The organism is Pseudoalteromonas sp. AOP7-A1-14, from assembly GCF_052376275.1.
Lineage (GTDB): Bacteria > Pseudomonadota > Gammaproteobacteria > Enterobacterales > Alteromonadaceae > Pseudoalteromonas.
The window spans coordinates 1-18,291 of record NZ_JBQSVO010000079.1 but is presented as its reverse complement, the minus strand read 5'-3'; the positions used below and the strand labels follow the sequence as shown (position 1 = coordinate 18,291).

General features: G+C 38.2%; 12 protein-coding genes and 1 pseudogene. 7 read left to right on the top strand and 6 right to left on the bottom strand.

Features of this window, described 5'->3' with window-relative positions; all coding sequences use genetic code 11:
- Nucleotides 1–61: 61 nt before the first annotated feature.
- From bcsZ to ACT3RM_RS12350, 4 genes and pseudogenes are all read right to left on the bottom strand, one after another.
- Entirely contained in the window at nucleotides 62–1,192 is a 1,131-nt protein-coding gene (gene bcsZ / locus ACT3RM_RS12365; protein ID WP_441994997.1) for a cellulose synthase complex periplasmic endoglucanase BcsZ, read from the bottom strand.
- 2 nt (nucleotides 1,193–1,194) lie between these two features.
- Entirely contained in the window at nucleotides 1,195–3,441 is a 2,247-nt protein-coding gene (bcsB, locus tag ACT3RM_RS12360; RefSeq protein WP_441994996.1) for a cellulose biosynthesis cyclic di-GMP-binding regulatory protein BcsB, read from the bottom strand.
- Nucleotides 3,434–6,105: pseudogene (gene bcsA / locus ACT3RM_RS12355) on the bottom strand (UDP-forming cellulose synthase catalytic subunit). The gene bcsB and the pseudogene bcsA overlap by 8 nt, the downstream one beginning before the upstream one ends.
- Entirely contained in the window at nucleotides 6,098–6,826 is a 729-nt protein-coding gene (locus ACT3RM_RS12350) for a cellulose synthase operon protein YhjQ/BcsQ (RefSeq protein ID WP_441994995.1), read from the bottom strand. The pseudogene bcsA and the gene ACT3RM_RS12350 overlap by 8 nt, the downstream one beginning before the upstream one ends.
- Nucleotides 6,827–6,897: 71 nt before the next feature.
- Here ACT3RM_RS12350 and bcsE point away from each other — a divergent pair, with 71 nt between their 5' ends.
- The 4 genes from bcsE to ACT3RM_RS12330 all read left to right on the top strand — a co-directional run bounded on the left by bcsE (nucleotide 6,898) and on the right by ACT3RM_RS12330 (nucleotide 12,510).
- Nucleotides 6,898–8,265 carry a cellulose biosynthesis protein BcsE gene (gene bcsE, locus ACT3RM_RS12345; RefSeq protein ID WP_441994994.1) on the top strand — a complete coding sequence of 456 codons (1,368 nt, stop codon included), beginning with the start codon at nucleotides 6,898–6,900 and terminating at the stop codon, nucleotides 8,263–8,265.
- Nucleotides 8,266–8,434: 169 nt separating this feature from the next.
- The gene (gene bcsG, locus ACT3RM_RS12340; protein WP_441834231.1) at nucleotides 8,435–10,027 is read left to right on the top strand and encodes a cellulose biosynthesis protein BcsG; all 1,593 of its coding nucleotides are present in this window, start codon (nucleotides 8,435–8,437) and stop codon (nucleotides 10,025–10,027) included.
- A 231-nt stretch (nucleotides 10,028–10,258) separates the two neighbouring features.
- Nucleotides 10,259–11,815 carry a transcriptional regulator TyrR gene (gene tyrR, locus ACT3RM_RS12335; RefSeq protein ID WP_441834232.1) on the top strand — a complete coding sequence of 519 codons (1,557 nt, stop codon included), beginning with the start codon at nucleotides 10,259–10,261 and terminating at the stop codon, nucleotides 11,813–11,815.
- 158 nt (nucleotides 11,816–11,973) lie between these two features.
- Nucleotides 11,974–12,510, top strand: coding sequence for a thioesterase family protein (locus ACT3RM_RS12330; protein WP_441834233.1), 537 nt, complete (start codon nucleotides 11,974–11,976; stop codon nucleotides 12,508–12,510).
- Nucleotides 12,511–12,815: 305 nt separating this feature from the next.
- Here the strand turns inward: ACT3RM_RS12330 and ACT3RM_RS12325 are convergent, their stop codons facing one another.
- Entirely contained in the window at nucleotides 12,816–13,469 is a 654-nt protein-coding gene (locus ACT3RM_RS12325; RefSeq protein ID WP_441834234.1) for an OmpW/AlkL family protein, read from the bottom strand.
- Between the two features lie 226 nt (nucleotides 13,470–13,695).
- On the opposite strand from ACT3RM_RS12325, the gene ACT3RM_RS12320 reads away from it, so the two are divergent.
- The gene (locus ACT3RM_RS12320; protein ID WP_441994993.1) at nucleotides 13,696–15,114 is read left to right on the top strand and encodes an MATE family efflux transporter; all 1,419 of its coding nucleotides are present in this window, start codon (nucleotides 13,696–13,698) and stop codon (nucleotides 15,112–15,114) included.
- Between the two features lie 83 nt (nucleotides 15,115–15,197).
- Here ACT3RM_RS12320 and ACT3RM_RS12315 read toward each other — a convergent pair whose 3' ends face one another.
- Nucleotides 15,198–16,907, bottom strand: a complete 1,710-nt coding sequence (locus ACT3RM_RS12315) for a GNAT family N-acyltransferase (RefSeq protein WP_441834236.1) — start codon at nucleotides 16,905–16,907, stop codon at nucleotides 15,198–15,200.
- A gap of 107 nt (nucleotides 16,908–17,014) precedes the next feature.
- On the opposite strand from ACT3RM_RS12315, the gene ACT3RM_RS12310 reads away from it, so the two are divergent.
- Both ACT3RM_RS12310 and ACT3RM_RS12305 read left to right on the top strand, forming a co-directional pair.
- Entirely contained in the window at nucleotides 17,015–17,935 is a 921-nt protein-coding gene (locus ACT3RM_RS12310; protein ID WP_441834237.1) for a 2-hydroxyacid dehydrogenase, read from the top strand.
- An 88-nt stretch (nucleotides 17,936–18,023) separates the two neighbouring features.
- Nucleotides 18,024–18,179: a hypothetical protein gene (locus tag ACT3RM_RS12305; RefSeq protein ID WP_441834238.1), complete on the top strand. Its 156-nt coding sequence runs from the start codon at nucleotides 18,024–18,026 to the stop codon at nucleotides 18,177–18,179.
- Nucleotides 18,180–18,291: the final 112 nt, after the last annotated feature.

Below are 18,291 nucleotides of genomic sequence, written 5' to 3'. Positions count from 1 at the left end.
TGAGAGCCCACATCTGAGATATAACAGAAAGCACTTAAGATAGTCGCGCTAATTAGCCATTTTAGTGGCATTTATTGCTCCAATTAGGTTCTAGCTTGCCTAACGTGTCGATTTCATACAATCCATTAATTGTGCTTAGACTAAATAAATATAATACGCTGTCATAATAACGGTTTTTGGTAAATGTAGTATCAACCATTAATTGTTGCTCTAATGCCGTCTTTGCTTGTATTTCATTATGGATTTCAAGTAGAGGAAGCATAGCTGCATCAAAGCCTAATGGTCCATTTTTCTGTGCTTTTCCTGTTTTTGAAAAAACATTTAATGGTGTGTTTACTCTATTAGCAACATGATTGCTCATGGGCTTAAAATGTGTAATTAACTCATTTCTAAAAGGCGCATCATCGGCCATCATTGCTGCCCATAAATAAACCCTAATTGCATTATAACTGCCTATATCGGTAGTTTTTTTATCATGATAAAAGCCCTCATCGGCTTGGTACATGACCCAGTCAGGGCTAAGACCTTTGGGGCTTGATTCTATAATCATTTTAGCCGATGCATCATGCAGTTGCTGCCACGGGGAGTTTGGATAGAGTTGACTAAATTGCTTTAAAATAAACAGTGGCACATAACTTGGGTTTAGCTTCCAACGTGTATTATCAAACTCAAAGCCATTTGGCCCTGGTAATAATGATAAACCTAAGTTAGGAAGGTAAGCCGTTTCTTCGCGAATGATACGCTTTGCCATAACAGTAGCAAGTACACTGTAACGCCTATCTTCCCATAACTGCGCTGCTTGCGATAATGCGTAAGCTATCCATAAATCTGAGTCTGAAGCAGGGTTGGAATCCAGAATAGCTTCTTGACCTTGCTTGTTTATGCCCCACTGCCAGGCTGGTAAGCGTGTACTTAAATCACCTTCTGCAAGGTGGACTTGAGTCCAGTCTAAAACTTTGTCGAATGTAGCTTGGTCATTCGCAATGAGTGCAAAAAACAAGGCGTAAGATTGACCCTCTGAAGTGGTAATTGATTGGCTACTACCTATATCGATTACTCGCCCCTCAGGGCTGATAAAGTTTGTTTTAAATGTTTCCCATTGTGGCCACGGGGTGCACATGTTTTGTGAGAAACTAGGTGCTGAAAATAAAAATATAGTGAGAACTAAACACACTTTAAAATAAATATTCATAATTACTCATCCCCTTCAGATAAACGTTTTTGAGTTAACACACCTAGTAATCGCCATAATAAAAAGGAGATAAGTAATAAGACAAAAATAGACAGTAGCGCTAATATAAATGGGTGATCAGAAAAGTGAAACCATATTAGTGTATGAATAGGTACTGAGCCGACAAAATATTGATCATCAGTATTAATTGTCTTTATACCTGAATTATTAATTATTGCAGCGCTACCTTTTATTAAGGCTGTTGACTCATTCTTTATCAGCGCGTCACTTAGTAATGTAAATGCATTATCAGTTGTTGCTGTCATTGATACTACAGAACGGTCAGAATTAAATGGTGATTGAAAACCAGCAATAATTCCTAGTTTACCTTGGCTTTCAATACTCACTTTTACTTTTTGAGCATCGTTATTATTGTAAGCACCATTATAAATTGCTTGTTCAACGATTCGTTGATTCGCTTCTAACAAGACACTGATTGCAGCATCTTGAGGTAACCCCGTCGTAAATGCATCTGGTTTTGCAATAACAATCAAATCTTTATCATTAAGGACAAGACTGGGATCCGGAAACTCAATATCAAGTCTATGAGTTGGATATCCAGTAATTTCTCCTAAACGCCCCGTAAAATTTAACAATAATTGTATCGCTTGCGCTGAGCTTTCTTTTTGCATAATAAGTGTAGTCTGCTCTAAATCAGCAAATTTCGTAAACGGGAATCCACTGTTTGCAAATACATTTAAATCAGGCAATGCAATGTAATGTTCAAACCCACTTACATCAATGGTAGAGCTGCCGTCTATTACTCCATACTCACCACCAGCTTGTACCGCACTGCATTCACCCACTTTAACTACGCCAAATTTAAAGTCGTAGGTAAGCTTATTCTTTTTACTTAAATCCAGCCCTGTTATATCAAAGTCTTGTTTGTTGTATGCTGTACCTTGACTTGAAATAAGGGGGACAAAGCTTTCGTTTTCTACTGTTTTATCATCATGACTCTTAAGTTCAAAACCATTAACAAACTTACCATTAATGAGCATGTTTAAGCGAGAAAGTAGGGCATCTTCGGCTGGTGCATTACGGTAATGCAAGTTGATAGGTATACCTTCTTTACGCCAAGTAAATAAGTCAGGGGCAAAACGCAGATCAAGGTTAACTGGTTGTCCTTTTAATCCCTGTGTTTGTAACTGGTTTGGATACTCTGTGAATTCATCAAATCTAACGGCTCTATCGGACCTTACCCAGCGAGGCGCATCATAAGCTTCTCTTAAGGGTAAATGATTAATTTCATTAATACTTGCTGTTCGCCCTGTCATAACTTTATGACCAAATGCTAAACCTACGACGGCCTCTTTTAGCTGCTTCGTATTCTTGCCTAGTATCAGTAGTACTTTTGCATAACGTTGAGTTGGGCTAGAGATGATTTCAATAGTTGGCTTTGATACATCTGGATAATCGAGTAAAAAGTCAGGTTTATTTGTATTGGTCGCAAATACGACACTATGTTTTGTAGGTGTTTGATTAAATTGTACAGGGAAAGTTGCTTTACGCCAATTGGCTTGGGCACCAAACCAGCTTGAGAGAGTTGCTGCTGCTTCAAGTGTATTTTCATCAGGGTTGTTCGCGAAGATAAAAGGTAAGTCTAGTTGTGTATAATCTCGTTCATCAAAAAATGGTGCAGGAAAATACTCCAGTAAACTTTCCAATGCTAGTGATTGCTGCTCAAGAGTAATAGAGCTGTTTTGGCTTAACTCAGTCCAGATTGTTTTACTAAAATCATCTTGACAGACTAAGTCATAATAACCAACGAGTTCAAAGCGTATTTGGTTAAAGTCTTTTATTAACTTTGGGTTGAGAGCAAGGCTGTGGCTTTTTAACTGACTAAATTGTGTCTCTTGATCTTTAATTGGCATAACAGTGATCAAGTTATCATTAAAATAGACTTTTAAGTGTGATACGCGGCTAATCAATGCTGGCGAATGACTATAGGAGAAGTTTAATTTAAGTTCTTTGCCTATTTTATCTAACCGATTAGTGAAATCTACATAGGTGGTATTGTCAATTCCATCTAGCTTGAATTTGTTAACCCCCAGACGTTTAAAGCTGAGCGTTAGACTTTCTGAAGGTGCCTGCTCAGGGTAGCCATCATCAAATATAGACTTATCCATAAGTGGAGTTGCTGCGTTTGTAAATTGAGTACTGGCCAAAGCTAGTATTATTAGGGCAGAGGTAGCTAATTGTTTAATCATATAATTTAGAATACTTTTCTGGTTTTTTTGGTAAAAGCGTAATCATGACTTCAATAACGCGAGTCATAAAAATAATGAATGGCCTAAATGGTTTAGGCGCATGAAAAATCAAGTTACTATAGCCACGAAGGCTAGTATAAAACACCCGCTTGAAACTGTACGACGGTTTATCATGTTTAAAGTTATCTTGCCAATCGAGCCAAGCATCTGCACGAGAAAATGTGCATTGAACGAATGCTTTTTGTTTTGCTAAGTTAAGATCCCTTAACGTTAAGCCTATTTGCCTTTTTCTTGTATTACAAATAAAGGTCGGGAAGGAAAACTGTTTTTTCCCCCGGCTTATGAGCAGTTCAACTTTATCGTTTTCTCGACAAGAATGTTCATGCACGGTTTCAATACCAACACCGCTATCAGAATAGTCAGTAACTTTAACTTTTATTGTACGTCCATTTGCAAGTCTAATTGCAGCAGGAAAATTGGCTTTTATTCTATGAGAGCTTCTGACCTGCTTAGCTTCAGCTGCAACCGCAACAGCAGCACCTAAAATCATCATATTATAGCTAACCCATAACATGCTGATTAATAGCACGCCAATTTGGGATACATCACCAAATATTAATCTAAAGATGGCATAACACATACCAAGCACATTCAATAGTAATAGTGCTATGTATGGCTTTGAGATAAGCCAGTCATATCGAGCAATATCATTTAAACCGCCTTTTTCTGTTACGTTAAACTTCCCTTTGTTAGGGTTGAATAGGGCGACAGTGGTAGGTTTTAAACAAGAACAGACTCATAAACCTCTCCCCAAAATGAGTAACGGTACTTACCTTGAATACGTGAATTTGTAATTTTTATTTGCATCAAGGTTGGCACTATATATAAAAATATAGCAATGAAAGGAGCGTAGATTATATAGGCATCCAAGTAAATTAATGCAAGTGGAGCCGTTAAAAATACAATCCGGGGAATGCCAGACAAAAAGTGCAGCATGGCATTTGTATAACATAAACGCTGTACCAAGCTCAGTCCTTTTCCTAGCAACGGATTGTCTAGCCTGAATATTTGCGCCATGCCTCGAGCCCAACGAATACGCTGGCCAACATGTGCTGATAGGCTATCTGTTGCAAGACCAGCAGCTTGAGGAATGTTGATATATGCTGTTCTATAGCCCGCGCGCTGCATTCGTAGTGCAGTGTGTGCATCTTCTGTGACGGTTTCGACTGCAAAACCGCCAATATCATCCAGCGCTTTGCGCTTTAAAACTGCACAAGAGCCGCAAAAGAAGGTCGCGTCCCACATATCATTACCGTCTTGAATTAGGCCGTAAAACAACATGTTTTCATTAGGTATTTGGCGGTGATTATCAAGGTTGCGTTCAAATGGATCTGCTGAGAAAAAGTGATGTGGGGTTTGAACTAAACATACTTTTTCGTCTTTAATAAATTGTCCCATGGTCATTTGTAAAAATGAGCGGGCTGGTATATGGTCGCAATCAAAAATCGCAATGTACTCACCATCGGTATATTTCATCGCGTGATTCATATTACCTGCTTTGGCATGGCTATTATCTGGTCTATTCAGGTAACCCACGCCAATTTCTTTTGCCATTTCTGCAAACTCAGGTCGTTTACCATCATCTAAAATGTAGATGTTTAGTTTATCTGCCGGCCAGTCTATACTCTGTGCAGCGATTGCAGTGGGTTTAACAACATTTAATGGCTCGTTATAGGTAGGAATATATATATCGACTGTTGGCCACTTTGATGTATCACCATCCATTGGGATCGGTTTTCTATGTAATGGGTTAATTGTTTGAAAAAAGCCTAAAGTCAATACTAGCCATGCATAGGTTTCAGCGAGTAATAAGCCAATACCTAAAGTTAATGCTAGTGGATCGCCCCAATTTAAAGTGTCAGTGTAACGCCACCATAGATACCTTGTTGAAGTCGTCACAGCAAGAGTTATCATTGTAATTGTGGCCATTTGACCCCCAACACGTCTCAACGAGTAGGCAACTATTAGAATCAAACTAATAAATATTGCTTGTGCTTCAAGGCTAAATGGGACTGTAACAAAAAGTAGTATTATGAATGCGAACATGAAGTAAAATACAAATTTTAATATACGGTTTTGCCATAAATTGAAATTATTAACACGTTGCAATGGCTTTACATTTGTCTTGTTATTTAACTTTAATTGTAATTGTAACCACAACTTTTTGCATCGTCGTGTCAGTTTACTATCCATATAACGAATAGCTCTAAATACTCGGTTAATTAATCGTGCAGTTGCCTTTTTATGTTCATTTCGTGAAGGAGCGTCCTTTGTTGTAACGTTAAAGGTGATTAGATAAACACTTTGCAATAGTATCCGGATAACGTTTGCTAATGAACCAAAAGGCGAAGTGATGTGCGGGTAGAGCAGTGATAGTTTGGTCTTTAAACGTTGTTTTTTCTTATTATTCAGCTTGACGAATATAGTTGTAAACAGCAAAAATAACGGCATTACAAATGCTGCTAAGGCACTCATCTTATGTTGATTAAAATAACAATGGAATTTGAAAAAAATAAAACGAACGAGCTTTTCAGTAAATAAAATACTGAGTATAAGAGCAAAAGAATACTGAAGAGCCCCTGTGGCATAATGATGCTTAGTCATTTTTATTAGCCTTGCTTACTAACCACCCAGCAAGCGTTTCAAAATCATCATAAGCAACACTGTAAGGTGCACAATTTATAGCGACATTTTTAAACGCCGTAGATTCTTTTATTACTTCATCTTTATTAATATGAACAGGTGCAAATAAAGGGGTTTCAGATTGCCACACTTGTAACAGGTCAGATTCAAGTTCACTGGCTGAATTATAGTTGTTTATTAAAAAGTAATGTCGCCAACTTTTTTCCATTTGTTTTAATGATAATAACCGTTTGTAGATTAAATTATGGCAAATAGCGTCACAATTTATGACTTCTAAAATGATATCTTTTTCAGTGACAGGAAGATTATTGAGCTCGGCATAACTTGGGCAATCAAATATAACCCACGAATTTTGACTAGTTTTTAAATTACTTGCACCTAATATGGTTTCTTGTAAACGCTCTATCCCTGATGAATCACTGCCAAACGGTAAAAATATTACACCATCATTATCAGTAAAAAATTCTTCTATGCCACTTTCGAAGTTTGGGTAATTACTCCACCCTGAATCATGCTCCCAAGGAAGGCCAAGGTGAAGTCCGACATCACTTTTAGGATCAAGATCAATGAGCAAAACATTTGATAACCAAGGGGTAGAATTTGCTTTGCAGGCAATTTCTGAAAAATCAGAACAAGATGTGTTTATTTTATCTTCGCAAATAGATATTTTTTGAAAGTCCATACTCAAGCGCCGTAAACGGCTTATTTAACAAAGGCAAAGTACATCCATTTACGTTTAATAGCGATACGGCTTTGAAAAAGAAGTTACATTTCATTCGTGGTTTGCTTGCAGAATTAAAAGTTTACGATGAGCTTTTTGGCTCTACTGTCATTTTGCATATTAATACAGATTTAATCACACCATACAATCACAATGAATTGATTGAACAGCTTAAGTTGTACGAAAGCTTTACAAGAAGGTATCAACTGACTTTTATATTTATAGCTACTGGGCTTGAAGTTGTGCGCGCTCGTATGCTTATGCGCGGCTTGAACAAATCTTTTGATGGCATAGTGTATGTTTCTAATGAATCAACTGTTAAAGCCTTAGAGTATGATTATTGGAGCCACTCAGAGGGGGTCATCGCTGGAGAAACTGTGCTATTAGAAGCGAGCAATAATAAATTTAAAGTTAGCGAGGGAAGCAGTACTGAAGCCAAAACTTTAAAATTTAATCGCGACTTTGATGAAAATGATGTATGGCTAGTAAGAAACGTAGTGCCAGAAGGGACTAAACTACCTGTGTCTTATAAACTGCTTGAAGATAACGAAGCGCTTTACCAGCATGCAAGTGAAATGAAAGCGGCGACCCTAGTATTCTCAGTAACACGTTATACAGATTTAGCAGATTTAGCAAAACAATGCTTTTCTTTGAGAAAGTTATGTGGCAAAAAACTGAAACTCGTTATTCAAAATGTAGATGGTATTATCCGCCATCAAGATGAGCGCTTATTTTTAACGCTTGGGGTAAACCTTATTTTATATAGTTTCTCTGAGCCATCGCGATTATTATCACAAATTCAATCTATTCAGGGTTTTGAATTTTCAAGGCCTTTACCCAGCTCAATTGAAGAAGTGTTACATCATTCGCAAAGTCAACTTAGTAAAGGCTTCTTACCTTTATTAGACTTTGCGCGACAGGTCATAAACTACAGCAGTTCAGCGGCTAATTTAGGCATAAGTGGCGTAATGGTTACATTTAGGCTGTTACCAAGAATTGATGCAATTCACCCGTTGCAGTTATTTCATGTTAAGCGTGAAGGGGATGTTTTTAGCACCGTTGATGAATACGTGTATTTATATCTCCATGCATGCCGAGAGCATGACGTAGATAATGCCATTAGGCATTTATTTAAACTTGAAATTGCTGATTTTTTTGATTCAAAAACAGTTATTGCGGAGCATTTTTTTATTCAACAAGAGTGTCGGCGATTGAAAAAAGCATATAAAGATAGAGAAATTCCAGATTACACAGATAAATTAAAAGATAACTCTAGTTATACATACAGCCAAGAGTCGATTGATTTAACTTCATTAGCTATTGAGTCCCCGGAGTTTAATCGCGTTAAAAGACCGGATGCTCAACGCTTTCCAATGACGTTAAATGAGTCAAAATTATGAACTTAGAACAATTTTTTATCACATTTACTATTGCGTTAATTATCGGAGTTATTCTAAGTAACGTGGGTAAAACAGTTTTTACAAAGTTTTTAAAATATTACCGTAAACTAACATTTCGCCATGTAATATTAACGCCTTATAAACCCGCTAAAAAAAAGAAGGATGAAGAGTGAAACTATCAGGTTTAGGGATTTGGAATCTATATTTTTTAATCAAATTTGCATTATTTGCCTATGGAGAGATTTCATTTCACTTTTTAGAGAATTTAGCATTTTTTGCTTTTCTGATGCTATCGTTTAATAAAACTTGGCAGCAAAGAGTGAAAAATATATTTGCAGCTTTACTTGCTATGGCCTTGTTATATTATGATTCATGGTTGCCTCCAATATCCCGTCTAACAAAACAGGTTGGCAATGTACAAGACTTTAGCCTTGACTATTTTTTTGAAATTAGTGCTCGCGTAGTGAGTATTGATTTACTATTAAGTATTTTTATTGTTTGTGTATTTTATCGTTTTTCACATAAGTGGTTTCGTTACACCAGTATCTCATTGTTAGGTTTTGCTTATGCGTATTGGTTATCTACAGGGTCTGTTATTGACTCATCTCAGACAGCTCAATTACCTCAGCAAACAAATCAGTCTAATGTATCACCCCAAACAACAGTAACTATTGGGGCTGGTCAGCGAGAGAAAACGCCTAACGAACAGTTAAAAGATTTTTATCAACAACAAAGTTTATTAAAAAGCGCTTTTCCAAAGCAGATCGCAGGCGAACCTTTTGATGTTTTAATTTTGAATATCTGCTCACTTGCTACTGCTGATCTTGATGCTATTGGGGTTGATGAAACTCAGCTCTTTAGTAATTTTGATATTTTATTTAGCGATTTCAATTCTGCTACCTCATACAGTGGCCCTGCAGCTATTAGGCTTTTAAGAGCGAGTTGTGGTCAAACTAGTCAAACAGCTTTATTTAAACCTGTAGCAGAGCAGTGTTATTTATTTAACAACCTAGAAGAGCTTGGCTATGACACTTCTGTGGCGATGAATCATGACGGGCATTTTGATGACTTTAAAGGATTAATAAATAAGTATGGCGGGATGAATACGACCGAGCTGGATTTTTCAGGTTATTCTCCAGCCCAATATGGCTTCGATGGTAAGCCGATTTATTCAGATAAAGAAGTACTAACAAGTTGGTTAGATGCTCAGAGTCAAGATAGTCCCCCGCGCTCCCTTTATTACAACACAATAAGCCTTCATGATGGTAACCAGATTGCCGGTTATGATCGAATGAGTAGCACTAAAAGTTACCCTATTAGGCAGCAGCAGCTTTTTTCAGATATAAATCAGTTTATAGACAAGTTAGAGCAGCAACAGCGAAATACTTTACTCGTGATAGTGCCAGAGCATGGCGCAGCACTAGAAGGAGATAAAGTACAGTTTTCAGGGCTTAGAGAAATACCAAGTCCAAAAATTGTATCTGTACCTAGTGCCATCAAGTTTATTGGTCCGAATGTAAGGCACTCAGAATTAATTGAAGTAAAAGACTCGACTAGCTATTTCGGGTTGTCAGAAATAATTAGCCGAGCACTAAGTAATGACGTTTTTTCTGGGAAAAGCTCGATACAATCATTGTTAGTTGACTTACCTCTTGCTCCTAAGGTTGCTGAGAACGAAGACACTATCATGATGTATATGAATAATCGTCCCTATATTCAGCTTGATGGTGGGGAGTGGACCGCTTACCCTGAAGATAACTGAGTCAATGGCTGTTTAAACAACGGTTACCAGGAAGAGCTTTAACCCCGTCGTGGTGGGGGAGAGCATTGCTTGTAAATTCGTTTGATCAGCTAGATCTAGGGTGGCTATAACTATCAATGGGCTCTATTATTTTTTAGTAAAATGTCCAAATATCTTTACATTGGGCTATCCACATTAATATTGTTCGCGTATTATCATTTTTAATATAGGTTTCTCTTTATTGGGGATGTAATGCGTTTAGATATTCAATGTGCTGATAGAATTGGTATAGCTCAAGAGATATTAAATATATTAGTTAGTTATCAAGTTGATTTAAAAGGTATTGAAGTTGATTCTGTTAACTGCCGAATGTATGTGAGCTTTCCTCCCATTGATTTTGAGCAGTTTCAAAAAATTATGCCTTCTATACGCTTAATTGATGGTGTTCAAGATGTGCGTACAACTGCTTTTTTGCCATCTGAACGAGAGCATAATGAGTTAAATACATTACTGCGCGCGTTGCCGGATGGAATTATCTCTATTGATGCAAAAGGCTGGGTGCGTCTTTGTAATGATGCTGCCAGTAAAGATTTACAACTGAGTGAGCATGAGGTTATTGGTGCGAACATCAATAACCTATTGAAAGGGTTTAACTTCACTCGCTGGTTAGAAAGTGAAGACGTGCTTGGTCAAACAACCCGCGTAGAAGTTGCGGGTGAAGACTTTATTGCCGATATATTGCCTATTGCTGTGTCTCAAGGCGCTGAAGGTGATGTGCTTGCCGGTGCTGTAATCAATATTAAATCTCAAAGTCGTTTAGGCCAACAAGTCAGTGCATTTCGCCGTTATGGCCAAGAAAGTTTTGCGACCATCCATAATTTTAGTACAGCGATGCGACGTGTAGTACGTGAAGCGCGTAAAATGGCGCAGCTTGAAGCCCCTATTTTAATCACTGGTGAAACGGGCACGGGTAAAGAGCTATTGGCACGGGCTTGCCATTATGCTTCAAATCGCTCAGTAAAGCCGTTTATTGCATTGTCGTGTGCTTCATTACCGGATGATGTGGCTGAGTCTGAATTATTTGGCTACGCCGGTTATGAAGAAAATACTGCACCAAAACGCGGGGTACTTGAACAGGCTGATGGCGGTACGGTATTTTTAGATGAAGTAGGCGAGATGTCTACGCAGTTGCAAACTAAGTTACTGCGCTTTTTACAAGATGGCACTTTTCGAAAAGTTGGCGATGAAAACGAAGTTAAAGTAAATGTACGCATTGTCGCTGCAACACAAAAAGATTTACCTGCATTAGTGCAAGAAGGTGCTTTTCGTGAAGACTTATACTATCGCATAAATGTGCTAACGCTAGAAATTTCACCGCTGCGCGATAGAAAAGCTGATATAGGCCCGCTTGCTGAACATTTTATTCAAAAATACGCACAACAAAATGGCTATGCTATTCCTGAATTATCACTTGAGTGTTTAACATTTTTACAAGACTATCCTTGGCCTGGTAATGTGCGTCAGCTTGAAAATGCAATTTACCGAGCGGTGTCTTTGTTAGATGATAGTGAACTAAGAGTAGAGCACCTACAGTTACCTACTTTCACCCATGATTTAGGCTATCTTGAGTCTGACTTTGAGGGCAGTTTGGATCAGGCTATTAAGCGTTTTGAAGCCACTTTATTACGAAAGCTATACCCTGCTTATCCAAGCTCGCGCCAGCTTGCAAAACGTCTAGGCTTGAGCCATACGGCAGTGGCAAACAAACTGCGTGACTACGGTATTAACCGCAAAACGGTTAAGGTTTAGGCCGTTATTGTTGTGTAGTACTTGTGGGCATGATCCTTTAGTGCCCATATTTTACGCTTTTTATAATTATAAAAAATGAGCGCAGGACAGAAAGTCGCGATTGCAATAGTTACGATCTGCTATACTGCGCTCATTACTAACAGGTAAGACCTTCTACTGTGAATTTATATTTTCGACTCATCCTATTATTTTTTAAAATTAAGCGTAACCATGATTATCAAGCACTGCTTGATACCGTGGATATGGAATTTAAGGCGTGGCCGACAGATTGCGATATTAATTTGCATCTTACTAACTCTCGTTACCTTGCGATTATGGATTTAGCGCGAACATGGATGACCGAACGGGTAGGTTTATTAAGCCATATATTAAAACGCCGTTGGTTTCCTATTGTTAATGCCACAGCAATTACCTATATACGGGATATAAAACCAATGCAGCGTTATACGGTTAGTACACGACTAGTTGGCTGGGATCATAAATATTTTTATATTGAGCAAAAATTTTACTCTGAACGCGGCTTACATGCGATTGCTTACGTACGCGGTGTTTTTAAGCGTAAAAAAGGTGTGGTGAGCGTTGAGGAAATGCTTGAGGTAGCGGGCTTTGACGGGGTAGTGCCTATTTTACCTAGTGAAGTCATGCATTGGAAAGAAATGCTTGAACAAAAAAAGGCAACTAACTTACCGCGATAAGTTTTAGGTTAAAGGCTGCTAACGTCTTTTACCCGATTAACGATATATACCCAGCGACCTCAAGATGCGAGCGTCGTTGGAATTAAAAGCGATTTAGGCAAGGCATTGATTGCAAGTGATACTGTTGGGAAATTAATAACGCAGTATAAATCGCTTTTAAACCAACCCATTGGGCGTTTTACAGGGACTTACTCTCATCGTTTTTACTTCTTAAAAAGGACTGCCATTTTTGCAAAGTAATGTCTTGATATTAAGCCCCAGCGAAACGCTGAATTCTGCATCTTGAGGTGGTTTGGGTATTTAAATTAAAACTTATATTTAACACCTAGCATAGCGACTACCGGGTCTATTTTTACCGTCGAAGTAAGAGCTTGTGCTCCATCTGCAAAAACGGTGGCGTCACTTTCAATATCGATAGCTGAAACCATAGCGTGTAACCCCCAGTTATCACTCATCATATAATTAAACCCTGCTTGCGCAGCAAAACCAAACGAGTCATCAAGCCTTACTTCTACATCATCAGTGCCTAGTGTTGCTTTTAGCGCGTCAGTGGGTTGCTCGTCAAAAAATACAGTGTAATTGATGCCTACACCAACAAATGGACGAAAAGCATAGCTGTTATCTAAAAAGTGATATTGCGCAAATAATGTCGGTGGTAGCTGTTTTATATCTGCAATTTTGTTTCCTGCTAAACCGCCTGTGCCGTTTACGTTGTGATCAAATGGCGTTGCAGCAACGAGCTCAAGTACCCAGTTATCATTAAAGGCATAATCGATGGTAATACCTAATTGTGTATCTGCACCACCTTTTAGGCCCAAAGTCGGCGCTTCGTTAATAGCTGAGCTGCTGTTATCAGGGTCAACACTAATAGCACCTACGTTAACGCTAAAGTTTGCATGTGCTAAAGGTGAAAGTGCCAATAGTGAAGTAAGTGCAGTAATAGTAAGTGTTTTTTTCATGTTATCCCTCAAAAGCTTTAATTTAATTGTAGCTATTATCAAGGTTATAAAAAATCAAAAGCTGTTCTAGATCAAAGTTTCAGAAATATTTAAAAGACATAAAGTGTTTTTTTGATTTAGATTAAACTTTATTACATTGGCTACCTAAAAGTATTGACTCTATGTTCACGATAGACTCATTCATTTTTGTTATAATCGTATTCCCCTTTAACCCTAAGAGTATTTTATGAATGATAACCAACAGCTTTTTCTAACTGGCTCAATTAGCAAGGCGCTGTTGAAACTTGGTGTTCCGATTATATTAATTAATATTTTGCAGTCTGCTTATCAGCTAACGGATGCGTTTTGGGTTGGGCGTTTAGGCGCAGCGCAAGTAGCGGCTGTGTCAGTGAGTATGCCGGTCACATTTTTAGTTATTGCTATTGGTTCTGGTCTTGCGATGGCCGGGGCTATTTTATCAGCGCAATATATGGGAGCATTGCAGCAAGACAAAGTAAATCATGTGGCGGCGCAAACTACACTGATGGTGACTATAACCGCCATAATGCTTGGTTTTATGGGTTATTTATTATCTCCTTATTTTTTAACCTTATTAGGGGTTGAGCAAGCAGTCTTTGAGGATGCGTTAAAGTTTATGCATGTTTCATTTGTTGGAGTGGTTTTTGTATTTATTTATGCCATGTTCCAAGCGCTGATGCGGGGTGTTGGCCAAACCCGGGTACCATTAATTATTGTTAGCGTAACAGTATTACTTAACTTTTTACTCGATCCTTTATTTATTTTTGGCTACGGTGAGTTTGAAGGATTAGGCGTTATGGGAGCTGCTCTAGCTACGTTAGCAACCCAAAGTTTAGCCGCAATTGCTGGAGTGATTATATTTTTACGCGGTCGCCATGGTATTCAATTACAACTAAAGAGTTTTTATCCAGATTGGCAATATATTAAAAAGGCTTTCTTTTTAGGCGCTCCAGGCTCTATTGAGCTTTCAGCTCGTGCTTTTGGTTTGATTATTATGTCGTTCCTAGTAGCTAGCTTTGGCACACAGACTATTGCTTCTTATGGCGTTGGTTCAAATGTCTTACAAATGATAATGATCCCGGCAATGGGGTTGTCTATGGCAGTATCAACTTTAGTTGGGCAAAATATGGGAGCGGGGAATCCCAAGCGTGCAGATGTTATAACTCGGCTAGCGTCATTATGGGGGTTAATAGGGCTTACCATTGTTGGGTTAGTTGCTTTTGTTTTTGCTGAGCATTTGGTTGCTTTTTTTATTCCCGATGATGAGGCCGTTATTGCTAAAGGTGGGCAGTTTATTCGGGTTATGTGTTTGACGTGGGGAGGAATTGGCGTGCAATTGTGTGTTGTGGCCGCATTTCGTGCTTCAGGTAATATGCTTAATGCGATGATGCTGGCGCTATTATCACAATGTGTAATTCAGTTCCCGGCAGCGTATATTTTATCTAAACACACAGGTTTGGGGGATCAAGGTATTTGGTATTCATTTGCTTTGACCAACGTTATCGTTGCTATTGTGGCTTTTACATGGTTTTTCCGCGGCAGCTGGCAGCAAACTCGGCTCACAAAAGAAGATAAAGATATAGCGAAAGTGAGTCGAGAAACCTTTATAGAAGAAGGTCATCACTAGTTTATAAACTACACTTGGTCATGCAAGTTCATTTAAACAGGCAGACTAAAAGCATTAAAGTGTGTTTGTTTTTTTGTAACTCGTTACCTGCCTAAATATCGTTTGGCCTTGTTTTCTTTTACTTTCTCAAGATCAACTAGTACTAGAGCATCAATACAGTTATTAAAATCAGGGTCGACACTAAAGCTTAAAAACTGCACGCCGCCGGGGGCACATAATTCAGTGTATTGCTTAAATAAAGTGGGAACATGTGCGCCCATATTGGCAAGGACGTGTTTAAGCTCAACAAAGTCCTCTTTTATATCATTGCCTTTAAATAAATTTTGGCATTGACTAAGTTGCTGCTCTGTAAGTTTAAATTCATTGTTTGGGGTGGCTATGCTAGCTGTATTACCATAATAAAGTTGATAATAATAAACAAGTAATGCCTTTGCTTGCTCTGGTAGCGCATTTGATAAGCTCACAGCACCGTATAAATATCGATATTGTGGATAGGTACTGACAAATGCGCCAATTCCGTACCATAAATAGTCTAAGCTTTTACGGCCCCAATATTTAGGTTGTACAAAGCTGCGGCCAAGTTCGATCCCAGCTTTAAAGTATGGCTGCATTTTCTCAGAGTAAGAAAAAAGACTGTCTGTATACAAACCTTCGCGGCCATTTTTATCAATTACTTGCTGAGCACAAGCAAGGCGATACGCACCAACAAGCTCAAGTTGTTTGGCATCCCAAAGTACTAAATGCTGATAGTCCATATCGTACTTATCAATATCGCGACGCTTACCACTGCCTTCACCAACGGTGCGAAATGATATTTCGCGAAGTCTACCAAGCTCTCTAAAGATCGCTGAACTGCCTTGGTATTGGTATAAATAGATTTGCATGGCATCTTGTGTTTCACCCAATTTTTGGCATTGCTCTATAGTTTTTTTCAATTCCTTTTTGCACTCTGGCATTGCAATTGGGGTTTGGGTTTTTAAAGGCAATGTTTTTTTACTGGTTAAACGGTAGAGCTGCTTACGAATAAGATTTACCACTTCTTTATCTTTTAAATTATTAATAAGGTATGACTCTGGCGGGATTGAAGCGCCAATTTCAAATTCAAGTGACTTCTGGCGCTGCTTAAACATTTCTTTAACCAGTAATAAACTAGCTAATGGTTTATAAATCATTGATGTACCATAAAAAAGTGAACTGTTTTTGGCTTTTATAAAAATAGGTAAAATAGGGCAGTTGGCTTTTTTAGCAATACGTAAAAAACCACTATTCCATTTACAATCTTTTATGCCTGTAGGACTTAAGCGCGATACTTCACCTGCTGGAAAAATAAGTAAAGTACCTTCATTTTTTAAATGTTGATGAATGTTGGCAAGCTCTTGTTTTTTACTCGAACCTGATAAGTTATCTACGGGGAGCAACAGTGAATGCATTGGGGTAACTGACATAAGCATGCGATTTGCGACAACCTTTAAGTCTTGCCTGGCACTTGAGAGGACTTTGATTAACGCCAGTGCATCAAGTGATCCAATAGGGTGATTGGCCACAATAACAAGCTTACCTTCGGAGGGAATATTTTCTATTTGCTTAGGCTGATAGCGAGTATTAAAATCTAGCTCTTCAAGTACCTGCTCGACAAATTCAATGCCCTGCAAATGCGGATACGCGTCGGCAAAGGCAATAAACTCTTGTTCATGTAATAAATAGCCTAAGCCTTTTTTAACCAACCCTTTCACTTTGGGGGAATTTTCTAATTGTGGTAAGTTTGCATCAATGACTTTATCAACACTAAACATAAGTAACTTCTCTATAATGAGCAAAACTATGTTTAGGGTAGAATTTAAAGATGACAGTAAAGTTGCAGTTGTGTGACTTTTTAAAGAGTTATAAAAAAGGAAAAGCGATGACTGTATTAGTTGCAATTACTGGGCGAGACTGTAGTAAATTAATGACTGAATTAGCACAGTTACTTCCTAGTACTACCATTAGCCAATGGCCTGAATGTGAAAATTTAACAAAGATTGAATTTGTACTCGCATGGAATGCACCAACCGGTATGTGGGCTCAGCTACCTAATTTAAAAGCAGTGTCTTCATTTGGTGCAGGCGTTGATAGTATTGATTTAAGTTTACTACCTGCACATGTGGAGGTTGTACGTATTGTTGGTACCAAGTTAGCTGAAGATATGGCGGAGTATGTGCTTACACACGTGTTGGCAAATAAGCTTCGTTTACAAGAGTATTTTCATAAACAAAAAGCGAAGTTGTGGCAAGCAAAGCGAGCTTATGCTCACAAACATGTTTGTATATTAGGTCTGGGTGAGCTTGGTCAAGCTTGTGCTCAGCGTTTAATTGCTAATAACTTCACTGTGAGTGGATACTCTAAAACGCCAAAGCAACTAGAGGAGGTCAATAGTGTAACTACCCAAACTGAGCTTTATGCTTTATTACCGAGCGTTGACTACCTAGTTTGCTTATTACCGCTTACTACGCATACAAAAGGTTTTATCAATAAACAGTTACTTAGTTACCTACCTGCAAACAGCGTAATTATTAATGTAGCAAGGGGGGAACATATTATTGAAGAGGATTTACTTTGCGCCCTCGAGGACGGAAAGTTACGCGGTGCTACTTTAGATGTGTTTGCAAGCGAACCTATAGGCTCAGAGCACCCTTATTGGCACCACCCTCAAATTACGATTACACCACATTGTGCCGCATTTTCAGATGTTAGCACTGTGACCGGGCAAGTCGCCGAAAATGTCAACCGATTACATTCTGGCTTATTGCTGAAAAATACAGTTGATAGATCTAAAGGTTATTAAAATTCTTACTAATACATATTGTTAACATCTGTAATTTTGTCTACTCTAGTAGATAATTTCTAACCTATAAAAATAATAAGAGGTAGACATGAAGCATAATCAAGGTGGTGTAAAAACAAGTGTCGTGGTTTTATCAGTCATTTTACTTGGAGTTTCAGCTTGGTTTAACCAAGCACATGCTCAATCTGAAACAGTTGTTTTGCAAACTCAACAAAGTAGCTCAAATACTATAAAAAGCGTTTAGCGTTGGCAGTGTAGCTTTTTATTTTCAATATTTTTGTATCACTTTTTAATTAATACCTAGGTTCACTGCTGCCTAGTAAATAAGTATTGCGTGTATACTGTTGCGATTACAT